The sequence below is a fragment of the Bradyrhizobium genosp. L genome (assembly GCF_015624485.1).
Lineage (GTDB): Bacteria > Pseudomonadota > Alphaproteobacteria > Rhizobiales > Xanthobacteraceae > Bradyrhizobium.
Genome location: NZ_CP061378.1, coordinates 3,442,471 through 3,466,054 on the forward strand (window position 1 = coordinate 3,442,471; position 23,584 = coordinate 3,466,054).

Annotated in this window: 21 protein-coding genes; 8 read left to right on the top strand and 13 right to left on the bottom strand. The window is 65.3% G+C overall.

The window, feature by feature from the left end; genetic code table 11:
• Window positions 1–222 precede the first annotated feature (222 nt).
• The 3 genes from IC762_RS16080 to IC762_RS16090 form a co-directional block, all read right to left on the bottom strand.
• Complete coding sequence (locus IC762_RS16080; RefSeq protein ID WP_195789741.1) at window positions 223–1,359, bottom strand: acyltransferase family protein; 1,137 nt, start codon at window positions 1,357–1,359, stop codon at window positions 223–225.
• A gap of 130 nt (window positions 1,360–1,489) precedes the next feature.
• On the bottom strand, window positions 1,490–2,794 hold the full coding sequence (locus IC762_RS16085; protein ID WP_195789742.1) for an SLC13 family permease: 1,305 nt from the start codon (window positions 2,792–2,794) through the stop codon (window positions 1,490–1,492).
• A gap of 439 nt (window positions 2,795–3,233) precedes the next feature.
• Window positions 3,234–4,706 (bottom strand): protein adenylyltransferase SelO, encoded by a 1,473-nt coding sequence (locus IC762_RS16090; protein ID WP_195789743.1) that lies wholly within the window; start codon window positions 4,704–4,706, stop codon window positions 3,234–3,236.
• Window positions 4,707–4,899: 193 nt separating this feature from the next.
• Between IC762_RS16090 and aspS the strand changes: the two genes are divergently transcribed.
• A complete protein-coding gene (aspS, locus tag IC762_RS16095) occupies window positions 4,900–6,672 on the top strand; it encodes an aspartate--tRNA ligase (protein WP_195789744.1) in 1,773 nt (590 codons plus the stop codon).
• Window positions 6,673–6,716: 44 nt separating this feature from the next.
• On the opposite strand, the gene IC762_RS16100 is transcribed toward aspS, so the two are convergent.
• A complete protein-coding gene (locus IC762_RS16100) occupies window positions 6,717–8,705 on the bottom strand; it encodes a hypothetical protein (protein WP_195789745.1) in 1,989 nt (662 codons plus the stop codon).
• Window positions 8,706–8,917: 212 nt separating this feature from the next.
• Here IC762_RS16100 and IC762_RS16105 point away from each other — a divergent pair, with 212 nt between their 5' ends.
• On the top strand, window positions 8,918–11,227 hold the full coding sequence (locus IC762_RS16105) for an NADP-dependent malic enzyme (protein WP_195789746.1): 2,310 nt from the start codon (window positions 8,918–8,920) through the stop codon (window positions 11,225–11,227).
• 101 nt (window positions 11,228–11,328) lie between these two features.
• Entirely contained in the window at window positions 11,329–11,781 is a 453-nt protein-coding gene (locus IC762_RS16110; RefSeq protein ID WP_195789747.1) for a DoxX family protein, read from the top strand.
• A gap of 115 nt (window positions 11,782–11,896) precedes the next feature.
• On the opposite strand, the gene IC762_RS16115 is transcribed toward IC762_RS16110, so the two are convergent.
• From IC762_RS16115 to IC762_RS16130, 4 genes are all read right to left on the bottom strand, one after another.
• Window positions 11,897–12,454: a dihydrofolate reductase gene (locus tag IC762_RS16115; protein ID WP_195789748.1), complete on the bottom strand. Its 558-nt coding sequence runs from the start codon at window positions 12,452–12,454 to the stop codon at window positions 11,897–11,899.
• 83 nt (window positions 12,455–12,537) lie between these two features.
• Window positions 12,538–13,509 carry a polysaccharide deacetylase family protein gene (locus tag IC762_RS16120; protein ID WP_195789749.1) on the bottom strand — a complete coding sequence of 324 codons (972 nt, stop codon included), beginning with the start codon at window positions 13,507–13,509 and terminating at the stop codon, window positions 12,538–12,540.
• Window positions 13,510–13,686: 177 nt separating this feature from the next.
• The gene (locus IC762_RS16125; RefSeq protein WP_195789750.1) at window positions 13,687–14,256 is read right to left on the bottom strand and encodes a glutathione peroxidase; all 570 of its coding nucleotides are present in this window, start codon (window positions 14,254–14,256) and stop codon (window positions 13,687–13,689) included.
• A gap of 238 nt (window positions 14,257–14,494) precedes the next feature.
• Window positions 14,495–16,270 (bottom strand): L,D-transpeptidase, encoded by a 1,776-nt coding sequence (locus tag IC762_RS16130; RefSeq protein WP_195789751.1) that lies wholly within the window; start codon window positions 16,268–16,270, stop codon window positions 14,495–14,497.
• A 282-nt stretch (window positions 16,271–16,552) separates the two neighbouring features.
• Between IC762_RS16130 and IC762_RS16135 the strand changes: the two genes are divergently transcribed.
• The gene (locus IC762_RS16135) at window positions 16,553–17,110 is read left to right on the top strand and encodes a CreA family protein (RefSeq protein ID WP_195789752.1); all 558 of its coding nucleotides are present in this window, start codon (window positions 16,553–16,555) and stop codon (window positions 17,108–17,110) included.
• A 43-nt stretch (window positions 17,111–17,153) separates the two neighbouring features.
• On the opposite strand, the gene IC762_RS16140 is transcribed toward IC762_RS16135, so the two are convergent.
• Window positions 17,154–17,384, bottom strand: coding sequence for a hypothetical protein (locus IC762_RS16140; RefSeq protein ID WP_246801582.1), 231 nt, complete (start codon window positions 17,382–17,384; stop codon window positions 17,154–17,156).
• A 377-nt stretch (window positions 17,385–17,761) separates the two neighbouring features.
• On the opposite strand from IC762_RS16140, the gene IC762_RS16145 reads away from it, so the two are divergent.
• Window positions 17,762–17,920, top strand: a complete 159-nt coding sequence (locus IC762_RS16145) for a hypothetical protein (RefSeq protein WP_195789754.1) — start codon at window positions 17,762–17,764, stop codon at window positions 17,918–17,920.
• 42 nt (window positions 17,921–17,962) lie between these two features.
• Window positions 17,963–18,361 carry a hypothetical protein gene (locus tag IC762_RS16150; RefSeq protein ID WP_195789755.1) on the top strand — a complete coding sequence of 133 codons (399 nt, stop codon included), beginning with the start codon at window positions 17,963–17,965 and terminating at the stop codon, window positions 18,359–18,361.
• Between the two features lie 54 nt (window positions 18,362–18,415).
• Here the strand turns inward: IC762_RS16150 and IC762_RS16155 are convergent, their stop codons facing one another.
• Genes IC762_RS16155 through IC762_RS16165 form a run of 3 tightly spaced genes read right to left on the bottom strand, consistent with a single transcriptional unit; the run spans window position 18,416 to window position 20,386 of the window.
• Window positions 18,416–18,652 (bottom strand): DUF6719 family protein, encoded by a 237-nt coding sequence (locus IC762_RS16155; RefSeq protein ID WP_246801584.1) that lies wholly within the window; start codon window positions 18,650–18,652, stop codon window positions 18,416–18,418.
• A gap of 20 nt (window positions 18,653–18,672) precedes the next feature.
• On the bottom strand, window positions 18,673–18,825 hold the full coding sequence (locus IC762_RS16160; RefSeq protein WP_195789757.1) for a hypothetical protein: 153 nt from the start codon (window positions 18,823–18,825) through the stop codon (window positions 18,673–18,675).
• Between the two features lie 46 nt (window positions 18,826–18,871).
• The gene (locus IC762_RS16165; RefSeq protein ID WP_195789758.1) at window positions 18,872–20,386 is read right to left on the bottom strand and encodes a PLP-dependent aminotransferase family protein; all 1,515 of its coding nucleotides are present in this window, start codon (window positions 20,384–20,386) and stop codon (window positions 18,872–18,874) included.
• 72 nt (window positions 20,387–20,458) lie between these two features.
• Here IC762_RS16165 and IC762_RS16170 point away from each other — a divergent pair, with 72 nt between their 5' ends.
• The gene (locus IC762_RS16170; protein WP_195789759.1) at window positions 20,459–21,184 is read left to right on the top strand and encodes a pyridoxamine 5'-phosphate oxidase family protein; all 726 of its coding nucleotides are present in this window, start codon (window positions 20,459–20,461) and stop codon (window positions 21,182–21,184) included.
• A 54-nt stretch (window positions 21,185–21,238) separates the two neighbouring features.
• The gene (locus IC762_RS16175; protein WP_195789760.1) at window positions 21,239–22,516 is read left to right on the top strand and encodes an ArgE/DapE family deacylase; all 1,278 of its coding nucleotides are present in this window, start codon (window positions 21,239–21,241) and stop codon (window positions 22,514–22,516) included.
• 162 nt (window positions 22,517–22,678) lie between these two features.
• Here the strand turns inward: IC762_RS16175 and IC762_RS16180 are convergent, their stop codons facing one another.
• Window positions 22,679–23,464 (bottom strand): cobalamin-binding protein, encoded by a 786-nt coding sequence (locus tag IC762_RS16180; protein ID WP_195789761.1) that lies wholly within the window; start codon window positions 23,462–23,464, stop codon window positions 22,679–22,681.
• Window positions 23,465–23,584: the final 120 nt, after the last annotated feature.

The following is a 23,584-nucleotide window of genomic DNA, read 5'->3' on the forward strand; positions in this document are numbered from 1 at the left end:
AAGCCAGGACCCATAACCACCGAATGTGATTGTGAACGGGACTGTTGGCTCCAGCATCGTGCCTCAGCAGGCTGTCGGGGTAATGGGTCCTGGCATTTGCCAGGACGACGTTGCGGGTAGTCGCTTCTCGCTTCACTAGCAACCACCGCGGTGTCATCACCCGCGCATGCGCATGTTGGCCGCGGCGTACCATGTGCGCAATTGCGCTCAGGCCGGACGAGGTCAAGAGAACATTCGGAAAAAACGAACAGGTGCCTGTTGCTCGCCGGCGTGGCGAACGCGCGAGGGCCAGCCGAGCCGCGATGCCAGCGCGGTCAGGTTCTCGCGGATAAGATCATGCGCGGGTCGTTCGAGGACGCGCCAGACGAACCAGGCCAGCAACACGATTGCGGCGATGACGGTCATCGTCCAGGGCACGGACGGCTGGTCCGGCGCGACCGCGAGCAGGACGTCGTAGCCGAGCTGCAGGTGCAGAAGGTAGAGCGGATAAGTGATGCCGCCGACGGCGGTGACGAGCGCGGCCGGCAACGGCAGCGATTTGACGCGGGTGGCCAGGAAGACGATGCCGAGCGAGACGAGGCAGATCGCCACGACGACGCGGGCATCGAAGCTCGCATGGGTATGGACGCCGAGCCGCTCCAGCTTGTGCACCGCTTGGAACGCCGCCGTTCCCATCGCCAGCGTCAGCAGGCTGTAGAGCCGGGCGTCGCGCCGGCCGCGGTAATGCTCGTAGATCAGCAGCCCGACCGCGAAGAAGCCGCTGTCGTCGGCGACGAACAGTTTTTCGAAGATCGGAGCGTCGATCGTCAGTTCGTTGAAAAAGGTGATCGCGATCCACACCACGATGATGGTGTCGATCCGTTGCGGGAAGATGCGCAAGGCAAGGAATGCCGCGACCCAGACATAGAACATCACCTCGATGACCAGCGACCAGTAGGCATCGTCCATATAGGGCTGGCCGAAGGCAGGCGCTGCGATCGCGAAATTTGCGAGCCATTGCTTCCAGGTCACGTCGAAATACGTGCTGCCCAACGTCAGCGTCGTGACGAAGGTGAGCGTCATGCAGATCACGAAGGTCGGATAGATCCGGCTGAAGCGCGCGATCGCGAAGCCGACCGGCGTCCTGCCTTCGGCCGAATAGGCGATGACGAATCCTGAGATCGCGAAGAACACCGGCACGCCCAGGAAGCCGTATTGGGCGATCGAGGCGAGGAACGGCATCGCAACCTGGGTGATGCCGTGCGACGCCGGACCCCAGAAGCCGTAATGATAGAGGACGACAGCACCGACCGCGGCGACCCGCAGCAGGTCGAGCAGGGGGACCCTTGACGTATCCTTCTTTAGCTGGCCTTCCGGCATCGCCGCTCCGGGAACATAAGCCGGCAATTTGACGTGTGAGGCGTGAAAACCCGCTTAATCACCGTTTCGAAACGTGTCGGCGGCCGTTCACGATTGAGGCATCCCGGTGGCACCGCGGATCACCGCCGGCTCAGCCGATCCAGCCGAGCAGCTTGAACCAGACGAGATAGAGCGGGCCGAGCGCGACGAACGAGATCGCGCCGACGATCAGGCACATCTTCACGGCGGCACCTGTCGGCACCCTGGCCATGCCGGCGGCGACGACGATCGGCGCGGCCTGATAGGGCAAGAGCGGCGTGCCGTAGGCGAAGACTTGCGACATCAGCACGGTCGGCAGGCTGAGGCCGGTGTGCGCGGCGAGCGAGGCGGCCAGCGGTGTGAACACGGCCGGCACGCCGTTGGCGGTGACGACGAAATTGAGCAGGCTGGCGAGCCCGATCATCGAGGCGAAATCCGCCGCCGGCTGTCCGGGATCGAGCGGCAGATGCGGGATGATGAGATCGCCGATGCTCTTGCCGAGGCCTGACCAGGCAACCACCGCAGCTAGTCCCAAAATGCCGCCGAGATAGACGCAGGTGCGGACATTGACGCCGGCGGCAAATTCCTCGCCGGAGAGGAAGCCGATCCGCGGCAACAGGCAGAGGCAGGCCGACACCAGCCCGACCCAGGCCGGGCGGACGCCATGCACGGAATCCGTCATCCAGAAGGCCAGCGTGGCGAGCAGGATGATCGACAGCCGCCATTCGGCGCTGCTCATCGGCTTTGCTTCATTGCAGCTCTCGATCGGACGCGGCGCGGCCGGAAACAGCCAGACCAGGCAGAGGATCAGCACGAAGCCCTTGAGGATGCCGACGACGGGCGCATGCAGCACGAGATAGGACATGTAGTCGAACTGCACGCCATAGGCGCGTTCGGCAGCGCCGGTCATGATCAGGTTCGGCACATTCGCCGGCAGGATCGACGCGGACAATTCGTAGGTGCCGAAGCCGACCGCGAGCGCCAGCGCATTGCGGCCCGGCGATCCCTCAGCGAGGCCGGCGCGATCGGCCAGCGCCAAGATGATCGGCATCAGGAGCGCGATGCGCCCCATGTTCGACGGCATCACGAAGGCCAGCGCATAGGTCAGCGCGATGACGCCGGCGACCATCCTGAGCCAGGAGCCGGTGAGGCGGCCGGCGAGCATGCTGGCGATCCGGTCCGCCAGCCCCACCTTGCGGATCGCAGTCCCGATCACGAAGCCGCCGAGCACCAGCCAGAACGCCTCCGACTGGAAGCCGGAGAACAGCACGTCCGGCGGCGCTGCGTGAAAGACGGCGACCGCGGCAAAGAACAAAAGCGCAGTGAGGAATTCCGGCAGCAGGCTGGTGGCCCACAACAGGATCGCGATCGCGCAGAACCAGCCGGGGTGGATCAGCGAGGAGGCGGTCTCGGGCATGGCGGGGAATCAGGTGGGTGGCGGGGCGTTTGCCACCCCTAGCACCCGCGGACGCCTGGTAGGGTGGATTAGCCGAAGGCGTAATCCGCCGCATTCCCGGGAAGAGGCGGATTACGCTGACGCTAATCCGCCCTACAAATCTGCAAAATCCTACTCGTAGCCCATCCGCTTCGACGGCCGGCGCGCCGCGGGCATCGCGAGCACGACGAGGCACAGCGCAATCATCGCCATTCCCATGAATTCAAATGCAAACGCGTCCACGGGCCTTCTCCCCCATTACCAAACCGTTAGATTTGTCGGGGGAGCGTTGAGGGGTTGTTAAGCCTTATGGTTACCGCGGCCGGGCGTGCGGCATGGTGCAAGGTGAGTTAATGCTCACGACGGGAGCGCGTGTAAGATGCGTTTCGCTGCGCTCTACCCATCCTACGGGAGTCGCGATTTACGTCCCGCAGAATGTCCGCATCACGCGCTGCTCGGGTAGCGGCGGCTCCGTGTAGGCGGCATATTGCGGCTGATCCTCGTAGGGCTTCGCCAGTACCGTCAGCAGCTCCTCGAACGGCGCGTAGTCGTCATTGTCGACGGCAGCCGCAATCACCGCTTCGATCCGGTGGTTGCGCGGGATGAAGGCCGGGTTGACGACTTGCATCGCGGCCTTGCGTTCGGCGGCGTCGTGCGGCTCCAGCGCAAGGCGGGCGCGCCAGCGGCCGGCCCACTCGTCGAAGGCAGCGGGATCGGTGAACTGAGCGCGGACGTCGGCGGCATCATCGGCTGTGGCGTCGGCGAGCTTTCGGAAGGTTAGCGTGAAGTCGGCGCCGTTTTTTGCCATCGCGTCGAGCAGGTCCTGGATCAGCGCCTCATCGCCATCGCGCGCAGCGTAGAAGCCGACTTTTGCGCGCAGCCCCGCCTGGTAGGCGGCGGTGAATTTTTCCGGGAATTCGCCCAGGATGGTTTGCGCCTGTTCGACGGCCTTATCGGTGTCGCTGTCGAGCAGCGGCAGCAGGCACTCGGCAAGGCGCGTCAGATTCCACAGCGCGATGCGCGGCTGGTTGGCGTAGGCGTAGCGGCCCATCTCGTCGATCGAGGAGAACACCTGCGCCGGATTGTAGGCGTCGAGGAAGGCGCAGGGGCCGTAGTCGATGGTCTCGCCCGAGATCGAGGTGTTGTCGGTGTTCATCACGCCGTGGATGAAGCCGACCAGGAGCCAGCGCGCGACCAGCGACGCCTGCCGCGCCACGATCGCGGCGAGCAGGCCGTGATAGGGTTGCGCGGTGCCCTTCAGCTCCGGATAGTGCCTGGCGATGACGTGGTCGGCGAGCGCGCGGACGCCGTCGGTATCGCCGCGGGCGGCGAAGAACTGGAAGGTGCCGACGCGGATGTGGCTCGAGGCCACACGGGTCAGCACCGCGCCGGGCAGCGCGATTTCGCGCTGGACCCGCTCCCCGGTGATCACGGCCGCAAGCGAGCGCGTGGTCGGAACGCCAAGCGCGAACATCGCCTCGCTGACGATGAATTCGCGCAGCACCGGGCCGAGCGCGGCGCGGCCGTCGCCGCGGCGAGAGAACGGGGTGGGGCCACTGCCCTTGAGCTGGATGTCGCGGCGGACGCCGTTTTGGTCGATGACCTCGCCGAGCAGGATGGCGCGGCCGTCGCCGAGCTGGGGCACGAAGTTGCCGAACTGGTGGCCGGCATAGGCCATCGCGATCGGGTCGGCGCCGTCAGGCAGCCGCTTGCCGGAGAGGATTTCGGCGCCCTCTGATGTCGACAACAGGTCCGGGTCCAGCCCGAGCTGGACCGCGAGCGGCCGGTTCAGCTTGATCAGCCGCGGCGAGGCCACAGGCGTCGGCGCGACCCGGGCGAAGAAGTTCGCCGGCAGCGCCGCATAGGTGTTCTGGAACGGGAAATGGATGGTCATGCCAGGAAGATAGGGCTGCGGGAGGAATAGGCAAACATCTCGCGGCCGATAGCCGGAAAATCTGCGGTTTTGGGCCAAAAGCGGCCGTTCCCTTGGTTGCCGCCCCGGGCGGGCTCGGGTAAACCCTCCGCAACTTCGGCACCGGCCTGAAAGCCCGCCGATTCTCCTTCGACATCAGTTTTTTGGAACGACTATGCATCGCTACCGGTCACACACATGCGGCGCGCTCCGTGAGAGCGATATCGACCAGACGGTCCGGCTCTCAGGCTGGGTTCACCGGGTCCGCGACCATGGCGGCGTGCTGTTCGTCGATTTGCGCGACCACTACGGCATCACCCAATGCGTGGCCGATCCGGACTCGCCGGCGTTCGCCGAGGTCGAGAAGTTCCGTTCCGAATGGGTGGTGAGGATCGACGGCCGGGTGCGCCGCCGTCCCGCCGGCACCGACAATCCGGAACTGCCGACTGGAATGGTCGAGATCTACGTCAAGGAGATCGAGGTGCTCGGCCCGGCGGCGGAGCTGCCGTTGCCGGTGTTCGGCGAGCAGGAATATCCTGAGGATATCAGGCTGAAGTACCGCTTCCTCGACCTGCGTCGCGAGAAGCTGCACCAGAACATCATGACCCGCGGCGCGGTGGTCGATTCCATGCGCAAGCGGATGAAGGAGCAGGGCTTCTTCGAATTCCAGACGCCGATCCTCACCGCATCCTCGCCGGAGGGCGCGCGCGACTTCCTGGTGCCGTCGCGCATCCATCCCGGCAAATTCTACGCGCTGCCGCAGGCGCCGCAGCAGTACAAGCAGCTCTTGATGATGTCGGGCTTCGACCGCTACTTCCAGATCGCGCCGTGTTTCCGCGACGAGGACCCGCGCGCCGACCGCCTGCCGGGCGAGTTCTACCAGCTCGACGTCGAGATGAGCTTCGTCACGCAAGACGATGTTTTCGCTGCGATGGAGCCCGTCATCACGGGCGTGTTCGAGGACTTTGCCAAGGGCAAGCCGGTGACCAAGAACTGGCCGCGGATTCCGTTCGCGGAAGCCGTGCGCAAATACGGCTCCGACAAACCCGATTTGCGCAACAAGATCGTCATGCAGGAAGTCTCCGAGCATTTCCGCGGCTCCGGCTTCAAGGTGTTCGCGCGGATGCTGGAAGATTCCAAGAACCAGGTCTGGGCGATCCCGGGCACCGGCGGCGGGTCGCGCGCCTTCTGCGACCGCATGAACTCCTGGGCGCAGGGCGAGGGCCAGCCCGGCCTCGGCTACATCATGTGGCGCGAGGGCGGCGAGGGCGCGGGTCCGCTTGCGAACAACATCGGACCCGAACGCACCGCTGCGATCCGCGATCAGCTCGGCCTCAAGGAGGGCGATGCGGCGTTCTTCGTCGCCGGCGATCCCGAGAAATTCTGGAAGTTCGCTGGCCTTGCGCGCACCAAACTCGGTGAGGAGCTGAGCCTGATCGACAAGGATCGGTTCGAGCTCGCCTGGATCGTCGACTTCCCGATGTACGAGTATGACGAGGAGAACAAGAAGGTCGACTTCTCGCACAACCCGTTCTCGATGCCGCAGGGCGGCCTCGATGCGCTGACGGGCCAGGATCCTCTGACCATCAAGGCGTTCCAGTACGATATCGCCTGCAACGGCTACGAGATCGCCTCCGGCGGCATCCGCAACCACAAGCCGGAAGCGATGGTGAAGGCGTTCGAGATCGCGGGCTATGGCGAGCAGGAAGTCGTCGAGCGCTTCGGCGGCATGTACCGTGCGTTCCAGTACGGCGCGCCGCCGCATGGCGGCATGGCGGCTGGCCTCGACCGCATCGTGATGCTGTTGTGCGGCACCAACAATCTGCGCGAGATCTCGCTGTTCCCGATGAACCAGCAGGCGATGGATTTGCTAATGGGCGCGCCGTCGGAAGCGACGCCGAAACAGCTCAAGGAGCTGCACATCAGGACGAACCTGCCGAGCAAGTAGGCGTCGTTCACCTCGCCCCCCAAGAGCGGGGCGAGGGGGAAGTGTCACAATCCCGTCGACGCCTCGATCTTGAATTGCGCCAGCGCCGATGGCGGGTCGGTCTTGAGCAACTGCATCAGTTGCAGGGCCGGCGCCTTGGCGCGCGGGGTCAGCTTGATGACCAGCGTCTGGCCCGGCGTCTCGACGAAGCGGCCGATCGCGGCGATCAGGGCGGCGATGTCGGGATTGTCGGCGCCGAGCGGCGCGCCTTGCGCCTTGATGCTATCGAGGATCGCAGCGCGCGCCTCGTCGCGGCCGACATTCTGGGTGCGGGCGTAGTTGGCGACCGCGATATCGACGCCGCCGAGATCGCGCAGCGTGAACTCGATCGGGCCTGCCTCGATCTGACCCGCCACCGCCATCGACTGCGGCGTGAGCGAGAACGCCTCACGTGGCACGTTGGCGAGCGAAAGGCGCGCCTGTGCGTCGGCGAGGCCGCCGATCTCGAACTTGACCGGCTCCAGCGCAAACGCGTGCGACGCCTCGGTCCATGCGGCGCCGAGATCGGCATCGACGGTTATGCGGTTGAGTCCGGCCGCGACCAGGGCTTGCTGGGTGGCGTCGGCCGCATCGAGCGGCCCCGACAGCTTTGCAACCAGATGTAGCCGGCTCGGGATCGTGCCGACGAACTGGCCCCAATCCAGGCTGAGCACGTCGATACTGAGCGGCTTTCCCGTGTTCTTGTAGGGCGCGACCAGGCCCTTGACCTCGGCGCCTTCGATCAGCGGAAACAGCGCGAGCGCCTGTTCGGGCGTGGGCTTCTGCCCGGCGAACTGCGCCGTCAGCCGCATGAAGCTCGCGATGTCGAGCGATTTCAGCGCGAAGCGTCCGAGCTTGAAGGGCCCGTTGGGGCTGCGGCCGTCGAAGCCCTCGGCGGCAAGCTCGCCGATCTTGCCGTGTTCGAGGTTAAGCCGCATCGAAGCCAGCTTGAACGGCCCCTGGGGCGTCTCAAATGACAGCCCATGCATCTCGGCATTGCCAATTCCGATGCCCGAATAGAGGCCCGCGATTTTTTCCAGCAGCTCGCGCGCCTGGGCAGGAGACGGCGGCGGACTCCCCGGCGGCGGGATCATTGCCAGCAGCGCCGGCAGCTGCATCCGTGACGGATTGATGCTGATGTTGTCCGTGGTCACGCCGTCGATCCGCATGGAGAGGGGAGGCGTGGTCGTGGTGGTGAGCTCATAGGGACCGGCTGAGACATGTCCCTGAATCCGGTAGTCCCGATCATCGCTGGCCTTGGCCGGATCGAATATCGCGGCCATCGCGCCGACATCAATATCGGTCGTGACGATGTCGGCGATATAGCCGGTTGTCGTGATCGGCTTGCCTGCCGGCTGCGCGTTGATCGTGAATGCAGCCTTGTCGACCTTGCTGGAGGCGATCTTGCCGTCCTTCATGTTCTCGATGGCAATGCCCGAATAGGTCAACGCGCCTTCGCCGGCGCCCGGCTTCGCGACATCGAATGTCATTGCCGCCGTCACGGTCGGGGCCGTGATCGACGAGGCGGTGACGCTTGCCAGCCTCTGCAAGCCGAACCGGTACAAATCAACCGGCGACGAAGAGGCCGGTAGTTGCGACTGCCCGGCCGGTCCGGAGTAATCCTTCACCGTGACCTGCGGCGCCTTGTAGGCGATCAGGACGGTCTGCTGGCCGCTGATCGTGGCGCTCACCTCGACGTCGTTGGCCTCGATGCTCTCCGCCGAGAAGCGCGCGGTGTCCGACGCGTTGACACCGTGGGCCATCACATTGCTCGCCTTGATCCGGAACGGCGGCTGCGTGGCGCTTTCCAGCGCGATGTCCCCGATGCTCAGCGTGCGCTTGAGCAGGTCGAAGGAAATCCGGCCGTGGCTTGCCTTGCCGCCCTGCGTGCGAACCTGCTCGAAGGCATCCTCGACGCCGCGCACCACCCGGTGCTGGACATAGAGGTCGAACCCGAAGAAGCCGCCGACCGCGACGACGACCAATGCGGCCAGGCCGAGCAGGATTTTCTTCATGCGGTCAACTCCGGATCATCAAGGGGAAGAAATTGCCAAAGCCAGCCGGGGCGGCCAGGACCGGCCGTGGCCGGCGGCCTGTTGACGGGGACGTTATCGGATGTTGCATCCAGGCGGCCGGGCGTGCTTCACATTGCGGTTCGATCTGCCGAACAACTGACTTGGAATAGCATAGAAACAACACGTCAGGGCCGGGGAAACGCGGGGAGCACATGTCGTCATCGTCGGAAGAACTGCATAACGCGGCGCTCGCCTATCACAGGCTGCCGCGGCCGGGCAAACTCGAGATCCAGGCGATCAAACCGCTCGCCAACCAGCGCGACCTGGCGCTCGCCTATTCGCCCGGCGTGGCCGCCGCCTGCACCGAGATCGCGAAGAACCCGGCGGACGCCGCTCTGTATACCGCCCGCGCCAATCTGGTGGCGGTGGTCAGCAACGGCACTGCCGTGCTCGGCCTCGGCAATATCGGCCCGCTGGCCTCGAAGCCCGTCATGGAAGGCAAGGCGGTGCTGTTCAAGAAGTTCGCCGGCATCGACGTGTTCGACATCGAGATCAAGGCCGACACCATCGAGCGCGTGGTCGAGACCGTGGCGGCGCTGGAGCCGACCTTCGGCGGCATCAATCTGGAGGACATCCGCGGCCCGGAGTGCTTCGAGATCGAGGCGCAACTGAAGGAGCGCATGAAGATCCCGGTGTTCCACGACGACCAGCATGGCACCGCCATCATCGTCGCCGCCGCGATCACCAACGGGCTGCTGCTCAACGGCAAGAAGCTCGCCGACGTGAAGATCGTCTGCTCGGGCGCCGGAGCTGCCGCGATCGCGACCCTCAACCTGCTGGTCTCGATGGGCGCGCAGCGCAAGAACATCTGGGTCTGCGACATCGACGGCGTCGTCTATGAGGGCCGCAACACCACGATGGATCGCTGGAAGGCGGTCTATACCCAGACCACCGACGCGCGCGTGCTCGCCGACGTCATCCCGGGCGCTGATATCTTCATCGGCCTGTCGGCACCTGGTGTGCTGAAGCCCGAGATGGTCAAGCAGATGGGCGACCATCCGCTGGTGATGGCGCTCGCCAACCCGGTGCCGGAGATCATGCCGGAGGAGGCGCGGGCGGCGCGGCCGGACGCCATGATCTGCACCGGGCGGTCGGACTACCCGAACCAGGTCAACAACGTGCTGTGCTTCCCGTTCATCTTCCGCGGCGCGCTCGACGTCGGCGCCACCGCGATCAACGAGGCAATGAAGCACGCCGCGGTCGACGCCATCGCGCAATTGGCGCGCGACCCGCCGTCGGACGCGGTCGCGCATGGTTTCGAGACCGGCGAGACGCAGGGCTTCGGTCCGGGTTCGCTGATCCCGAGCCCGTTCGACCCGCGGCTGATCCTGCGCATCGCGCCGGCGGTCGCCAAGGCGGCGATCGAGTCCGGTGTTGCGACCCGGCCGATCACCAATTTCGACGAATATGCCGCAAACCTCGAGCGCTTCGCGTTCCGCTCCGGCCTCACCATGAAGCCGGTGTTTGCGAAAGCGAAGACCCAGCCGGTGCGGGTGATCTATGCCGAGGGCGAGGACGAGCGCGTGCTGCGCGCCACACAGGTGGTGCTGGAGGAGAAGCTGGCGCGGCCGATTCTCGTGGGCCGTCCCAGCGTGGTCGAGACCAGGATCCAGCGCTTCGGCCTCTCGATCAAGGCCGGCCGCGACTTCGACCTGGTCAATCCCGAGGACGATCCGCGCTACCGTTCCTATGTGCAGTCCTATATCGACGTCGCCGGCCGGCGCGGCGTGACGCCGGAGGCGGCGCGGACCGTGGTGCGCACCAATAACACGGTGATCGCGGCGCTGGCCGTGTCGCGCGGCGAGGCCGACGCGATGCTGTGCGGCGTCGAGGGCCGCTACATGAGCCATCTGCGCCATGTCCGCGAGATCATCGGCTTCCTGCCGGGGATCTCCGACTATGCCGCGCTGGCGCTGATGATCACCTCGACCGGCGCGCATTTCATCGCCGATACCCAGGTGCGGCCGAATCCGAGCGCGGAGGAGCTCGCCGAGGTGGCTTCGCTGGCGGCGATCCACGTCCAGCGCTTCGCCTTCAAGCCGCGTGTCGCGTTCGTGTCACATTCCGATTTCGGCAGCTATGACACCGACTCCTCGCGCAAGATGCGGCGGGCGACGCAACTGTTGAAGGAGCGGCATCCCGAGATCGAGGCCGACGGCGAGATGCAGGGCGATACCGCGCTGTCCGCTGTGGCGCGCAAGCTGGTGTTGCCGCAATCGCGGCTGGAGGGCGAGGCCAACATCCTGATCATGCCCAATCTCGATGCCGCCAACATCGCCTACCAGATGATCAAGTCGCTGGCCAACGCGCTGCCGGTCGGCCCGATCCTGATCGGCCCGGCGCGCCCGGCGCATATCCTCACCCCGTCGGTGACGGCCCGCGGCATCCTCAACATGACCGCGGTTGCTGCGGTCGAAGCCCAGGAGCGCGCCGGCCGCGCGCAACCGACGCTGTTCGGCTGAGCAAGAGGCAAGATGGATTCGATTTGATCGAAGCAGGCGGAACGACCATAATCGTTTCAGCCTGCTTCGTCCGATTTCCGCAAATCCTGTGAGGCCGACCCATGCCAGCGTTCATTACTTTCGGGCGAATCCTGTTCGCCGTCCTGTTCATCTATTCAGGCGCGACCAAGCTGATGGGCATCCAGGCGACCGCTGATTTGCTCACCGCCAAGGTGGTCATCCCCGCCATCGTCGCACCCTATACGCAGCAGATCGAAACCTTCGTCGGCATGCCGTTCATGCAGCTGCTGGCCATCGTGGTCGGCGGCTTCGAGATCCTCGCCGGCCTGATGATCGCGGTGAACGTGCTGGCGCGCTTCTTTGCGATCCTCTTGATCATCTTCGTCTGCTTCGTGACCTTCTACTTCCACGATTTCTGGAATCAGGCCGCGCCCGACAACGCCAAGACCCTGATCGATGCGCTGAAGAATCTCTCGCTGATCGGCGCGCTCTTCATCATCGCCGGCTACGGCCGCGGCCCGCGCCGCAACGAACCGGCGTACGGGGACGTTTAGTCGATCACCATCGCCATCGTAGGATGGGTAGAGCGTAGCGAAACCCATCACCTTCATGCCGAGCAACCGATGGGTATCGCTACGCTCCACCCATCCTACGCGGTCGTCTCCGCCGTCAGCCCACCCGCCGCCACGGCGTGACGCTGACATCGTGCTCGGCATCGATCAGTTGCGGCTCGCCGGCGACGAGGCCGTGCGCCGCCAGCACCTGTTGCGGGGTGCGGGCAGGGACGCCGGGAAAGCACGGCTCGCCGTCGGGGATGCGCAGGCGCGGGGCGATCGACAGCCAGAACGTGTCGTAGCGGTCCATGAACATGCCGAACACGATGGGGCCGCCGATGATCGCGGCCATGCCCGACGTGACGCCGGCCTCGCGGCTGGCGGTCTCGAACGAGCAGCCGGACGGATTCCACAACAGCGCTTTCGGATTGGACGGATCGGGCGCGATGGTCGCGACCTTGCGGGTCAGGATCAGGCGCCGCCGCTTTGGCGCGTTGGGTTGCTCTTCGCCGGAGTGGCGGCCGTGCACGACGAGGTCGGCGCGGTCGAGGGCCGCGGTGAAGAAGCGCTTGTCGCCCTCGATCTTGAGCGCGTCGGGCATCACGTTCACAGCGTTCGCCAGCCGGCCGTCGGCCGAGACGATGACGAAACCCTCGATACGCAACGCTGACATAGGACTTTTTTTCTGACGCGTTTTCTTCACGCGAACCGGTGCCACTTCGCTCGAAAACGCTTTGGAGCAGTCGCCGGCGCGGCTTACTGGTTGACGGTGGTGACGACGCTGTCCACCGGGCGCGTGCTTACGGTCGGGAGCTTGACGTCCTTGGCAAGCTCCTGCTCGTATTGCGGCAACACCGTCGCCGGGAATTTGGCGCGCATCGCGACCACCTTGTAGCCGCCGGCCTTCAGCTGCGTCAGCAGCGTCGGCAGGGCTTCCGCGGTGTGCTTCTGGAAGTCGTGCATCAGGATGATGCCCTTGCCGAGCTTGTTGAGCTTCTTCATCACGGTGTCGATCACCTGCTGCGGCTTGCTCGACTTGAAGTCGAAGGAGTCGAGGTCGCAGGAGAAGATCGCGATGTTGCGGGTGCCGAGATAGGTCACCATCTCCGGCGGATGCTCCAGCGCCGGGAAGCGGAAGAACGGCGCCGGCGAGACCTCGAGCGCCCATTTGATCGCAGCGAGCCCGCGCTCGATTTCGTCCTTCTTCTGATCCTCGGTCAGCTTCTTGTTGCCCTGATTGAGGTGCGACCAGGTGTGCGAGCCGACGGTGTGGCCGGCGGCATAGACCTGGCGCAGGATCTCGGGGTGATAGGTCGCGTGCTTGCCGATCGGGAAGAAGATGCCCGTGGTGCACTCATCGGCGAGCGCCTTAAGCACCGCCGGCGTATTGACCGGCCACGGACCGTCGTCGAAGGTCAGGACCACCTCATGGTCGCGCAGGAAGTCGAGCTGTTTGAAGTGCTCGAAGCCGAAACCCGGACCGCCTGTGGTGTCGATCTCGACGGTGCGGGCGACGCCGAGCGCGTTCGGATTGTTGCAGGCGGCGCGGGCCGGTTGCGGCGGCTGCTGCGGAGGAACCGGGGCCGTAGCTGCGGCGGGAGCGGGGGCTGCCGCCTGTGGTGCGGCGGCCGGCGCAGCGCCTTTGGCCGGCGGTGTCTGCGCCCAGGCCGCGCTCGATGCGAGCAACGACACCGTGGTTGCGAAAATCAGTCCTGCCGCGATGCGCATGGCGCGTGTCCCTTGCTGATGTCGTGTCCCGGCGCAGGCTACCGCCGCCACCGGGCCGCATTGCACCCCCAACTGATAGTACCCTAGTCGCGTCGGTGACGCCAAGGCAACGAAGGTGGCAGGCCCGCCGCGAAAATCCTCGGTGGATCAGTTAATTCCGGGGATTTTTGGCTTGGGTCAGGCGGCCGCCAGCGTCCGTGCGATTGCGGTCTTGATCCGCGTATCCTCCGGAGCGACCGACTCAGAGAAGACATCGGCGATATAGCCGTCGCGGCCGATCAGGTACTTGTGGAAATTCCAGCGTGGCACGTCCTTCGGCCGCGCCTCCGCGGCCCAGCGGTAGAACGGGTGCGCGCTCGCGCCCTTCACCACGGCTTTGGCCGCGATCGGGAAGGTGACGCCGTATTGATGCTGCGCGGTCTCGGTGATCTCGGTCGGGCCGCCCGGCTCCTGGCCGCCGAAATCATTGGAGGGGACGCCAATGACGACGAAGCCGCGCGCCCGGAATTCGGTCCACAATTGCTGCAGGCCGGCATATTGCGGCGTGAAGCCACAGAGCGAGGCCGTATTGACGATCATCATGGGATGGCCGGCATAGTCGGCAAGCCGGATCTCGCCGCCGGCGAGTGCCGGGAACGCGAAGGCATAGGCCGTGATCCTGCTCATCGCGGGCTCTTCGGCATGCAGGCTGCGCGAGCCGGCCGCCGCGGCGAGTGCAGTCACGATCAGTGTCCTGCGGTCGATCATGATCATGTTCCCGGATGGATTTGGCGGGGATGATAGTCCAGAGTGCGGCCGGAGATATTCAACAAGCCGTCAATTGGATCGCATCACCACCCGACGTCGTCCTGGCGAAGGCCAGGACCCATTACCCCCAGCATCAGTTGTTGCCTGATGCTGGGGCCACGGTTCCGTCCATAATTCCATTCGGTGGTTATGGGTCCTGGCTTTCGCCAGGACGACCGTGTGGAGAGGTCAGCGCGCCTCAGCGCAGCGGCACGATGAAGTCGGTGCCTTCGCCGGTCTCGCCCTGGTTGACGCCGAGGTCGGAGACGATGATCGAGCCGCCGGTGCCGAGCGCTTCGGTGATCTGCGCCATGGCATCGGCCGGAATCGTGATGCGGTCGAGCGCCTCGGACGGGCTGTCCGGCTGCGGCTGCGGCTTTGCCTCGACGGCTACGGCGCCCTTGCGGCGGCGCGCGGGGCGTTCCTCGTCGTCGACCTGGGCGGCATGACGGATCGGCAGCGACACCACCGACCAATGCAGCAGGTTCGGATCGCTCTTGTCGGCCTCGGCGGTGAACACATGGGTGCCCAGCGGACGGTCGCTCGGCGCGATCGTCACCGGCACCTCGAACAGCGGCGCAAAGTTCTGCCGCACATAGAGCTTGGAATCCTTGCGGCTGATGTAGACCGCGATCTGCCCGGCGCGCTTCGGTGCATCGGTTTTCGCGAGCCCGGGCAGCCGTGCCGCATCCTTCTTGGCGTCCGGCGCGCTTGCCGTTGCGGCCGGCTTGTCGGCCGTTTTTGCAGCATCCGATTTGGACGCATCCGGCTTGGCGGCATCGACCTTGGGCGCCTCGGCGACGGACTTGGCGGCGTCGGCGTTCGGCGCCTCAGTCTTGGTTTCGATCTTCGGTTCGATCTTGGCTTCAGCCTTGGTCTCGGCTTTGACTTCGGCGTGTTCGCTTGCGGAGGTCTCGGTCTTCGCGGCGTCGCTGCTGGCCGCGGCCTGGGTCTCGCCGACCGTTTTGTCGTCGGCCGGCGCGCCGGCGTCGTTATTGGCGGGCGTGGTCGCGGCCGCGTCGGGCTGGTCGGCATTGGCAGCGTGGCTCGCCGCAACCGTCGGCTTGGCCGCCGCTTCGCTGGCCGCCGGAGAAGACGCATCCGACATCGTCGCCGATGCGCTGACGGCCGGCATCGCGCCGCTGGCGTCTGCGGTGTGGGTGTTGTCGCGCAGCGAGGCGGACTGGTCGGAATGACCGACGCTGGTGCGCAAGTCGAGGTTGGTCTCCGGCTTGTCCGCGCCCTTGTCGCCCTTGCTGCCGAGCGGCGCGTCCATCTTGAGGATATCTTCGGCGACCGGCTGCGGCGGGGTGACTTTCTGCGTCACCAGCAGCGGATGGGAAAAGCTCTCCGGCGAGATCGTGCCGGGCGTGATGACCACGCGCGCGCCCATCCTGGTCCAGTTGTACATCTTGACCGCGAACGCATTCGGCATGCGGATGCAGCCGTGGGAAGCCGGGTAGCCCGGCAGCACGCCGGCATGCATCGCCACGCCCGACCAGGTGATGCGCTGCATGAACGGCATCGGCGCGCCGCTGTAGATGTTGGAGCGGTGGAACTTCTGCTTCTGGATGACGCTGAAGACGCCCATCGGGGTGGAATGCCCTTTCATGCCTGTCGACACCGGGCTCTCGGCGTAGAGGCCGTTGGAATCGTAGAGGCGCACGCGCTGCTGCTCGATCGAGATCGCGATCGTCAGCGCGCCCTGCGGCCTGGTGCTGGCGGCCTCCTTCGCGGCAGCGGCTTCCTTCTTGCTCTCTTTGCGAGCCTGGCTGCGCTTCAGCTTCTGCCGGTGCACCCGCGGCGCCGGTTCCTGCTCGCTGATGTAGCCGGTGTCATTCCCGTTCCAGTAGTAGAGCGCGGCATCGGCGCGGCCGGCAGCACCGAGTGTGCCGGCGGCGGTCAGGATCGCAATCTGCCAAAACCGCTCATTCGCAATATGACGAATCGAAATTCGACGTCCGCTTGCGCGCATTTTCAGAATCCCAGTCCAAACTAATCCATTGGTTGTCGCAGACGTGGAAGACGTTCACCAGCGCAAGCGATCTAACCCTTCCGTGAGGGGTACTTTTTCGCGGAAAGCGTAGCAAAAAAGCCTCACATAAGGTTAAAGCGCCGGGCGCGATCACCGATCTGTCAACGCTTCCGGTGCGGCCTTTGCGCACTACATAGGCGCGGTGGGTTGCCGCGTGCGCCGTGCTGGCGCGCCGGAGGCCCATGGCGTTCCCTATCGCGTTCCCCCCCCGCGGAGATTTTTATGACATCGAGAATTGTGAGCCTCTGTGACGTCCGAAGCCTGTCTCGCTGGGGGTGCGCGCTGCTGCTTCTGGTTGTGGCGCAGGCACTGGCCGGTCCGGCGGCCGCCGCCGACGAACCGGACCTGATCTTCCGCCGCTCGACGGTGTTCAAATGGGTGAGCCCCAACGACAAGCTCGCGACCTATGGCGTCGACGATCCCGAGGTCGAGGGCGTCGCCTGCCATTTCACGGTGCCGGAAAAGGGCGGCTTCAAGGGATGGCTTGGCCTCGCCGAGGAAGTCTCTGATATCTCGCTGGCTTGCCGGCAGATCGGTCCGATTCACTTCAAGGACAAGATGAGCCAGGGCGACGACATGTTCAGCAAGCGCCGCTCGCTCTTCTTCAAGAAGATGCAGATCGTGCGCGGCTGCGACGCCAAGCGCAACGTGCTGGTCTACATGGTCTACTCGGACAAGCTGATCGAGGGCTCGCCGAAGAACTCGACGTCATCGGTGCCGATCATGCCTTGGGGGCAGCAAGACCTGAATGTGCAGAAGTGCGGCGACTTCATTCAGTAGCCGGCCCAGATACTTAAGATGCAATTCTGAAGTTCGGCGCGAGTTAGCGCTTGGTTTGCCCGAACTGCTTCACAGCGCTGTCGAGGGCCGTCCGTCCGGGCTTGACCTTCGAATCGCGGCAGCCCACCAAGCGCACCAGCTTCTGCTGGGCACACTCATTGTCGCCCATGACATAGGCGCCTTGCTGCGGCATCGCGCCTGCCATCTGCTTCTGCTTCTGGCCAGCCTTGCTGGTCGCGGATTCATTGCCAACACCGATGTTGCCATTGCCCACGACTGCATCCTCCATTGGATTGGGACCACGACAACGTGCCACCGCAGAGTTGGTTGCACGGGGTTGACGTGAGTCGGCGCGACCGGCGGGGCGGTTCAGCGCCCGGCTTTTGGCCGATATGAGGGTGTGTTTGAGCAGAGGAACCTTAACAAAGCGCGAGCGAGAAGAGGTTTCCGGCACCCGCGGCCGGAGCAAGCTCCCACTGAAAACGTTGGTGTTTTCCGATGAATGTTTCGTCGGGTGATCACGGACGAAACAATTCCCCGTGCGACGAAACCATTTTTGGCTTGTGCCGCAGAACTCCGGAAACGCTGGGTGGTTATCAAACTGCCAACAAGACGGCGGCGACGCCGAACCGGGATAGCGGAGACAGTCAGATGCGGACCATCGCCTTCATCTTCGCCTTTGCCTTCGTGATGACCGGGTCCTCGATGGCCGGCACGGCCGACAATGGTTTGCCCGGCATCGGTACGTTCTCCTATAACGGCTCGCCCGTCGTGACCGCGGCGCCGCTGGTGATGGCTCAGGCCAACTGACTGCGACAAACCGATCAAAAGAATTGCCGGTAAAGGCTCCGCATGTTGCTCCGAATGTCTTCCGCGGTGATGTTGGCATCACTCGTTCTCGCTGGTTCTGCGCAGGCCCAGTCGCAGCTGCCCCTCGAATCCCTGCAGATCCGCTCGCTGTACCGGGTAGCTGAGCCGCGCGACGAGTTCGTGCGGCAATGCGCGCCGCACATGCTCGGCCGCTGGGCGCATCCGGAGGCCGTCTGCGGCTGCCTGCACGACCACGCTGCGGCGACCGTCGACGATCCCGACCTGCGCCAGGCGCTGCTGCGCGGCATCAGCGAAACCGGCGTGCCGACCATCGAGACCAATTGGGTGCCGGCTTCGAAGCAGGGCGAGATCGGCCCGACCTTCACCAAGATCGCCAAGCCGACGCTGCAATGCATGTTCGAACCGGTGACGTCGAACTGAGCGTCGCTTTTTCGGTGCGATGACGATAGGGCGCCTCGCGAAAGCGGGGCGTTGTTATTTTCTGGCGAGGCGCGGCACGCAGCTACGGGTGCGCACCACGCCTTGCTGGCTGAGCTTGGAGCCAAGGACCTGCTTGATCTGCCCGGACGGGCAGGAGCCGTCATCGACCAGCACGCGCTGGCCGACCCTGAGGTCCACGATATCGCCCTCGCGCATCACGGCCGCTTGTGCGGAGGCAGCCGTCGCACTCGCGACAAGTGCGGTGGCGCCGAGCAGCGCGGCTAATCCCATGCGCGGCATCGCGGTCTCCCTTACTTGTTCTGGATCTTCAGCCCGTTCGGGCCGACATTGATCTGCAGGCCCTCGGGCTGCTTCTTCGCCTGATAAAGATTGTAGCCGAGCAGGCCGGCGATCACGACCAGCGCGCCGATCACGAGATACAGGACGTTGCGATTGGCGGGCATCCGGTATCTCCGTAGGTTGGCACCGATTGATTGCGGGCGACCTTAGTCAGCCGGCTTTGATTCTCAAAGCGCGCGGCGGCTTGGCGGTTGCGGCGCGCGTGTCGCGCAGCGCCGACAGCGTCGCCTTCGCCAAATGTTCCGCCGACGCGACAAGTTGCGGAACCGGATGGCCGGAAAATCCGAGCACGAATCCCGGCAGCGGTCGCGCGCGATGATAGGTCTCCGCGAGCAGCCAGCCGCCGACATTGGCGCCGGCCTTGGCTTGCGCGGCCACGCGCGGATCGGTCGCGGGATCGAGCCGCGCGACCAGATGCAGGCCCTGCGACGGCACGGGAACCGTGAGCGCGCCGTTCGATGCCTTGGCGAGCGTCGAGGCCAGCACGTCGCGCGCCTCGCGATAGCGCTTGCGCGCCTTGCGCAAATTGGCGGCGAAGGCGCCGGAGTTCAGCATGTCGGCAACAGCGCCCTCCATCAGCGTTGCGGGAAAGCGGTCGAGCGCGGCGCGCGCGTCAGTCACCGGAGCGATCAGGGCTTCGGGCAGGGCGCAGTAGCCGATCCGCAATCCCGGGAAAAGCGTCTTGGCAAAGGTGCCCATGTAGATCACGCGGCGCAGCTGATCGATGCCGGCGAGCGACAGCAGCGGCGCGCCGTCGTAACGGAACTCGCTGTCGTAATCGTCTTCGAATACGAAGGCATCGGCATCGCGCGCCCAGTCGAGCAGCTCGAGCCGGCGCGGCATCGACATCTGCACGCCGAGCGGAAACTGGTGCGACGGCGTGACATAGGCGGCGCGCGCGGCCGGCGCCGAGGCACGGCCCTTGTCGACGCGCATACCCGAGGCGTCGACCGGCACCGACACCGGGCGATAGCCGCAATGCTCGATCGCGCGTCGCGCTGCCGGATAGCCGGGATCCTCGCACCAGACCTGGTCGCCGGGTTGCAGGATTGCGCCGAGCACGATGCGCAGCGCGTGCAGCGTGCCCGATGCGAGCATGATCTGCTCGGGATCGCAGCGCAGCCCTCGCGCCGAGAGCAGATGATCCGAGATCGCTGCTCGTAATTCACTGCTGCCCCTGGGGTCGCCATAGTGCAGATGCTCGGGCCCGAAGGCGCGCAAGCGTCGGCCGGCGAAGGCGCGAAAGCGCTGTAGCGCGCCCGCGTCGATATCGGTGCAGCCGAGCGACAGCGCGCTGTGCTGCGGTGGCGGAATCGCGATCCTGGTTCGCGGCCTTGCGGCGGCTCGTGCGGGAATCCGTGCGGCCACAAAGGTGCCGGAGCCTGTGGTCGCCACCGCAAAGCCGTCGGCGATCAGCCGCTCATAGGCTGTCGTGACCGCGTTGCGGCGGAAGCCGGCCTGCTGCGCCAGCGCGCGCTGCGGCGGCAGCGGCTCGCCGGGCTGGACGAGGCCGCCGATGATGGCGTGGCACAACGCCTGGTACAGCCGCGCTTGCGAGGCCGCGCCTTGCGTCACGTGGGGACCTGTGAGGTCGAGCGGCAGCTCGGCCTTGCGCGCGGCGGGCTTGCTGGAAACCTTGCCGGAATTGGTTGGAATTTTTCGCATGGAATTGGCACTATCGCAGACCAAATGAACGGCTACAACTCTCGACAGATTCCAATCTCGCGAGGCTTGGCCGTGACCGAAGGCGCATCCACTCCGTCCTATCCGCTATCCTCCCGCAACCGGGTGAAGCGCCGCCACGACCGCGGCTTCTACGACCACGCAACCGTGCACAGGATCCTGGACGCCTCGATGCTGTGCCACGTTTCCTATGTGATCGACGGCCAGCCCTATTGCACGCCGACCTTCTTCTGGCGCGAGGGCACTAAGCTGTACTGGCACGGCTCCAGCGCGAGCCGGATGCTGGAGAGCCAGTCGGAGGGACAGCGCGTCTGCTTGACGGTCGCGCATCTCGACAGCCTGGTGCTGGCGCGCTGCGGCTTCAACCATTCGGCCGACTATCGCGCGGTGATGGCGTTCGGCACGGCATATCTCGTCACCGACGCGGAAGAAAAGGAGCGCGCCATCGTCGCGATGGTCGACCGATTCTTCCCCGATCGCACCGCGACCCTGCGCGCCAGCAACAGACAGGAGATCAAGGCGACCTCGTTCATCGCGATGGAGATCGAGGAGGCCTCGGCAAAGATTCGCGCCAAGGGCGTCGCCGACGACGACGAGGATTACGAGTTGCCGATCTATGCCGAGCGCATCCCGGTGCGCACCGTGCTTGGCGCGCCCGAGCCGTGTCCGCGGCTGCTCGACGGCGTAACGCGGCCTGCGACGCTGGATGGCTACTCCGAAGGCCGTCTGCTCGACGATGCATTGCGGGATGCCTATTTTGCGCAATACCCGGCCGGCTGAAATCGGGTTACGGTGCAGCTCCCGCCTGATTGAATTCCCCGATGGAGCTGCCGCATGACTGCTGAGACGCAACAACGAATCCTTGATGCCGTCGACGAGGGATTCGATGCGCAGCTTGCGACCACGCAGGCCTTTGTCGCGATCCCATCGACCCGCGGCGCCGAGGGGCCGTGCCAGGACATGATCGGCGACCTCTTGCGCGAGCGCGGCTATGAGGTCGACGACTGGCATATCAATCTGGACGAATTGAAGGATCTGCGCGGCTTCGGCCCGATCGAGCACGATTTTTCCAAGGCGCGCACCGTGGTCGGCACCTATCGCCCGGCCAACAACGCCGGCAAGTCGCTGATCCTGCAGGGTCACTGCGACGTGGTGCCGACCGGCCCGCTCGACATGTGGGAGACGCCGCCGTTCTCGGCCGAGATCAAGGACGGCAAGATGTACGGCCGCGGCGCCTGTGACATGAAGTCGGGCACGATCGGTGCGCTCTATGCGCTGGATGCGATCAGCAAGGCCGGCCTCAAGCCGACCGCACGAATCCATTTCCAGTCCGTGATCGAGGAGGAGAGCACCGGCGTCGGCGCGCTCTCGACCCTGCAGCGCGGCTATCGCGCCGACGCCTGCTTCATCCCGGAGCCGACCAGCGGCAAGATGATCCGCTCGCAAGTCGGCGTGATCTGGTTTCGCCTGAAGGTGCGCGGCTTCCCCGTACACGTGTTCGAGGCCGGCGCCGGCTCGAACGCGATCATGGCGGCGTATCATCTGGTGCACGCGCTGGAGAAGCTCGAGATCGCCTGGAACGAGCGCGCCAAGGCCGACCGCCATTTCAAGGACGTCAATCATCCCATCAATTTCAACCCTGGAATCATCAAGGGCGGCGACTGGGCTTCCAGCGTGCCGGCCTGGTGCGACATCGACTGCCGCATCGCGGTGCTGCCGGGCTGGTCGATATCAGAGTGCCAGAAGGAGATTTTAGCTTGCGTCTCGGCGGCAGCGCGCGACCACCGCTTCCTCTCCAACAATCCGCCGCAGGTCGAATGGTCGGGCTTTTTATCGGAAGGCTACGAGCTGGTGCACTCGGAGGCGCCGGAAGCCGCCTTCGCCAAAGCGCATCAGGCGGTCTATGGCGGCGCCGTCGAGGACCGCGCCTTCACCGCGCTGACCGATACGCGTTTCTATGGGCTGAACTACAACATCCCGAGCCTCTGCTTCGGCGCCACCGGCGCAGCGATGCACGGCTTCAACGAATATGTCGAACTCGACTCGCTGCGGCAGTCGACCAAGGCCACCGCGCTGTTCATCGCGGAATGGTGCGGAGTGGAGAAGGCGTAATTAGGCGCACTCTCTCCACGTTATTGCAGTGTCGTCCCGGCGAAGGCCGGGACCCATAGCCACAAATGTTGATCGTTGCGCGACGCCGGAACGACGAGTCCCGATCGCAACATCTGCCGCGGCGTATGGGTCCCGGCCTTCGCCGGGACGACAGCGGAAGGGTCAGCGCTCCGGCCACAGCGCCTTGAGGATCGCATCGAGCCCATCCGTCAGCGCTGCCGGTCCCGGCTGCAGGATGATCGGCGACTTGATCTCGATGATGCGGTCGTTGCGCACGGCTGGAATATCGCTCCAGCCATTGCGTCCACGGATGCGGTCGGGCACGACCTTCTTGCCGCACCAGGAGGCGAGGATCACGTCTGGCGCGGCGGCGCGCACGGCCGCTGGCGTGACGATGCGGTCCTTTGCCGCCTTGTGCGCACGCAGATGCGGCAGCGCGTCTTCGCCGCCGGCGATCTCGATCAGTTCGGACACCCAGCCGATGCCGCTGATCAGCGGCTCGTCCCATTCCTCGAAATAGACTTTCGGCCGCGGTGCCGGACGTGGGGTCGCAGCGATCGCGGCCAGTCGCTGCCGATAGCCTGTCGCGAGCTGCTCGGCGCGACCGGAGGCTCCGACGATTGCGCCCAGCGTGCGGATCATCGCCAAAATGCCGGCGATGTCGCGCTGGTTGAAGACGTGGACGGCAACGCCTGCGCGGACCAGATCGGCAACGATGTCGGCCTGCAGGTCGGAGAAGGCGAGCACCAGGTCCGGCGCGAGCGCGAGGATTTTTGGGATGTCGGCCGAGATGAAGGCCGACACGCGCGGCTTCTCGCGACGGACCTGCGGCGGGCGGACCGCATAGCCGGAGACGCCGACGATGCGGTCCTGCTCGCCGAGCAGATACAACGTTTCGACCGTCTCCTCGGTCAGGCAGACGATCCGGCGGGGAGGGAAGTCGCACATGCGCCACGGTATGCGGAGTCGGCGACGATTGTCACGGCGGCCATGACGTCATCGGTGCCATTACCTCCGACGTCATTGCCGGGCTTGTCCAGGCAATCCATCATGCCAACGAAGCCCTAT

Bases quoted from the DNA above. Each gene is read 5' to 3' on its own strand.
- IC762_RS16160 (WP_195789757.1), bottom strand. From the start codon at position 18,825: ATGCCCGCCAATCGCAACGTCCTGTATCTCGTGATCGGCGCGCTGGTC.
- IC762_RS16100 (WP_195789745.1), bottom strand. From the start codon at position 8,705: ATGAAGAAAATCCTGCTCGGCCTGGCCGCATTGGTCGTCGTCGCGGTC.
- IC762_RS16105 (WP_195789746.1), top strand. From the start codon at position 8,918: ATGTCGTCATCGTCGGAAGAACTGCATAACGCGGCGCTCGCCTATCAC.
- IC762_RS16080 (WP_195789741.1), bottom strand. From the start codon at position 1,359: ATGCCGGAAGGCCAGCTAAAGAAGGATACGTCAAGGGTCCCCCTGCTC.
- IC762_RS16130 (WP_195789751.1), bottom strand. From the start codon at position 16,270: ATGCGCGCAAGCGGACGTCGAATTTCGATTCGTCATATTGCGAATGAG.
- IC762_RS16115 (WP_195789748.1), bottom strand. From the start codon at position 12,454: ATGTCAGCGTTGCGTATCGAGGGTTTCGTCATCGTCTCGGCCGACGGC.
- IC762_RS16155 (WP_246801584.1), bottom strand. From the start codon at position 18,652: ATGGGATTAGCCGCGCTGCTCGGCGCCACCGCACTTGTCGCGAGTGCG.
- aspS (WP_195789744.1), top strand. From the start codon at position 4,900: ATGCATCGCTACCGGTCACACACATGCGGCGCGCTCCGTGAGAGCGAT.
- IC762_RS16090 (WP_195789743.1), bottom strand. From the start codon at position 4,706: ATGACCATCCATTTCCCGTTCCAGAACACCTATGCGGCGCTGCCGGCG.
- IC762_RS16165 (WP_195789758.1), bottom strand. From the start codon at position 20,386: ATGCGAAAAATTCCAACCAATTCCGGCAAGGTTTCCAGCAAGCCCGCC.
- IC762_RS16125 (WP_195789750.1), bottom strand. From the start codon at position 14,256: ATGATCGACCGCAGGACACTGATCGTGACTGCACTCGCCGCGGCGGCC.
- IC762_RS16180 (WP_195789761.1), bottom strand. From the start codon at position 23,464: ATGTGCGACTTCCCTCCCCGCCGGATCGTCTGCCTGACCGAGGAGACG.
- IC762_RS16135 (WP_195789752.1), top strand. From the start codon at position 16,553: ATGACATCGAGAATTGTGAGCCTCTGTGACGTCCGAAGCCTGTCTCGC.
- IC762_RS16110 (WP_195789747.1), top strand. From the start codon at position 11,329: ATGCCAGCGTTCATTACTTTCGGGCGAATCCTGTTCGCCGTCCTGTTC.
- IC762_RS16150 (WP_195789755.1), top strand. From the start codon at position 17,963: ATGTTGCTCCGAATGTCTTCCGCGGTGATGTTGGCATCACTCGTTCTC.
- IC762_RS16085 (WP_195789742.1), bottom strand. From the start codon at position 2,794: ATGCCCGAGACCGCCTCCTCGCTGATCCACCCCGGCTGGTTCTGCGCG.
- IC762_RS16175 (WP_195789760.1), top strand. From the start codon at position 21,239: ATGACTGCTGAGACGCAACAACGAATCCTTGATGCCGTCGACGAGGGA.
- IC762_RS16145 (WP_195789754.1), top strand. From the start codon at position 17,762: ATGCGGACCATCGCCTTCATCTTCGCCTTTGCCTTCGTGATGACCGGG.
- IC762_RS16120 (WP_195789749.1), bottom strand. From the start codon at position 13,509: ATGCGCATCGCGGCAGGACTGATTTTCGCAACCACGGTGTCGTTGCTC.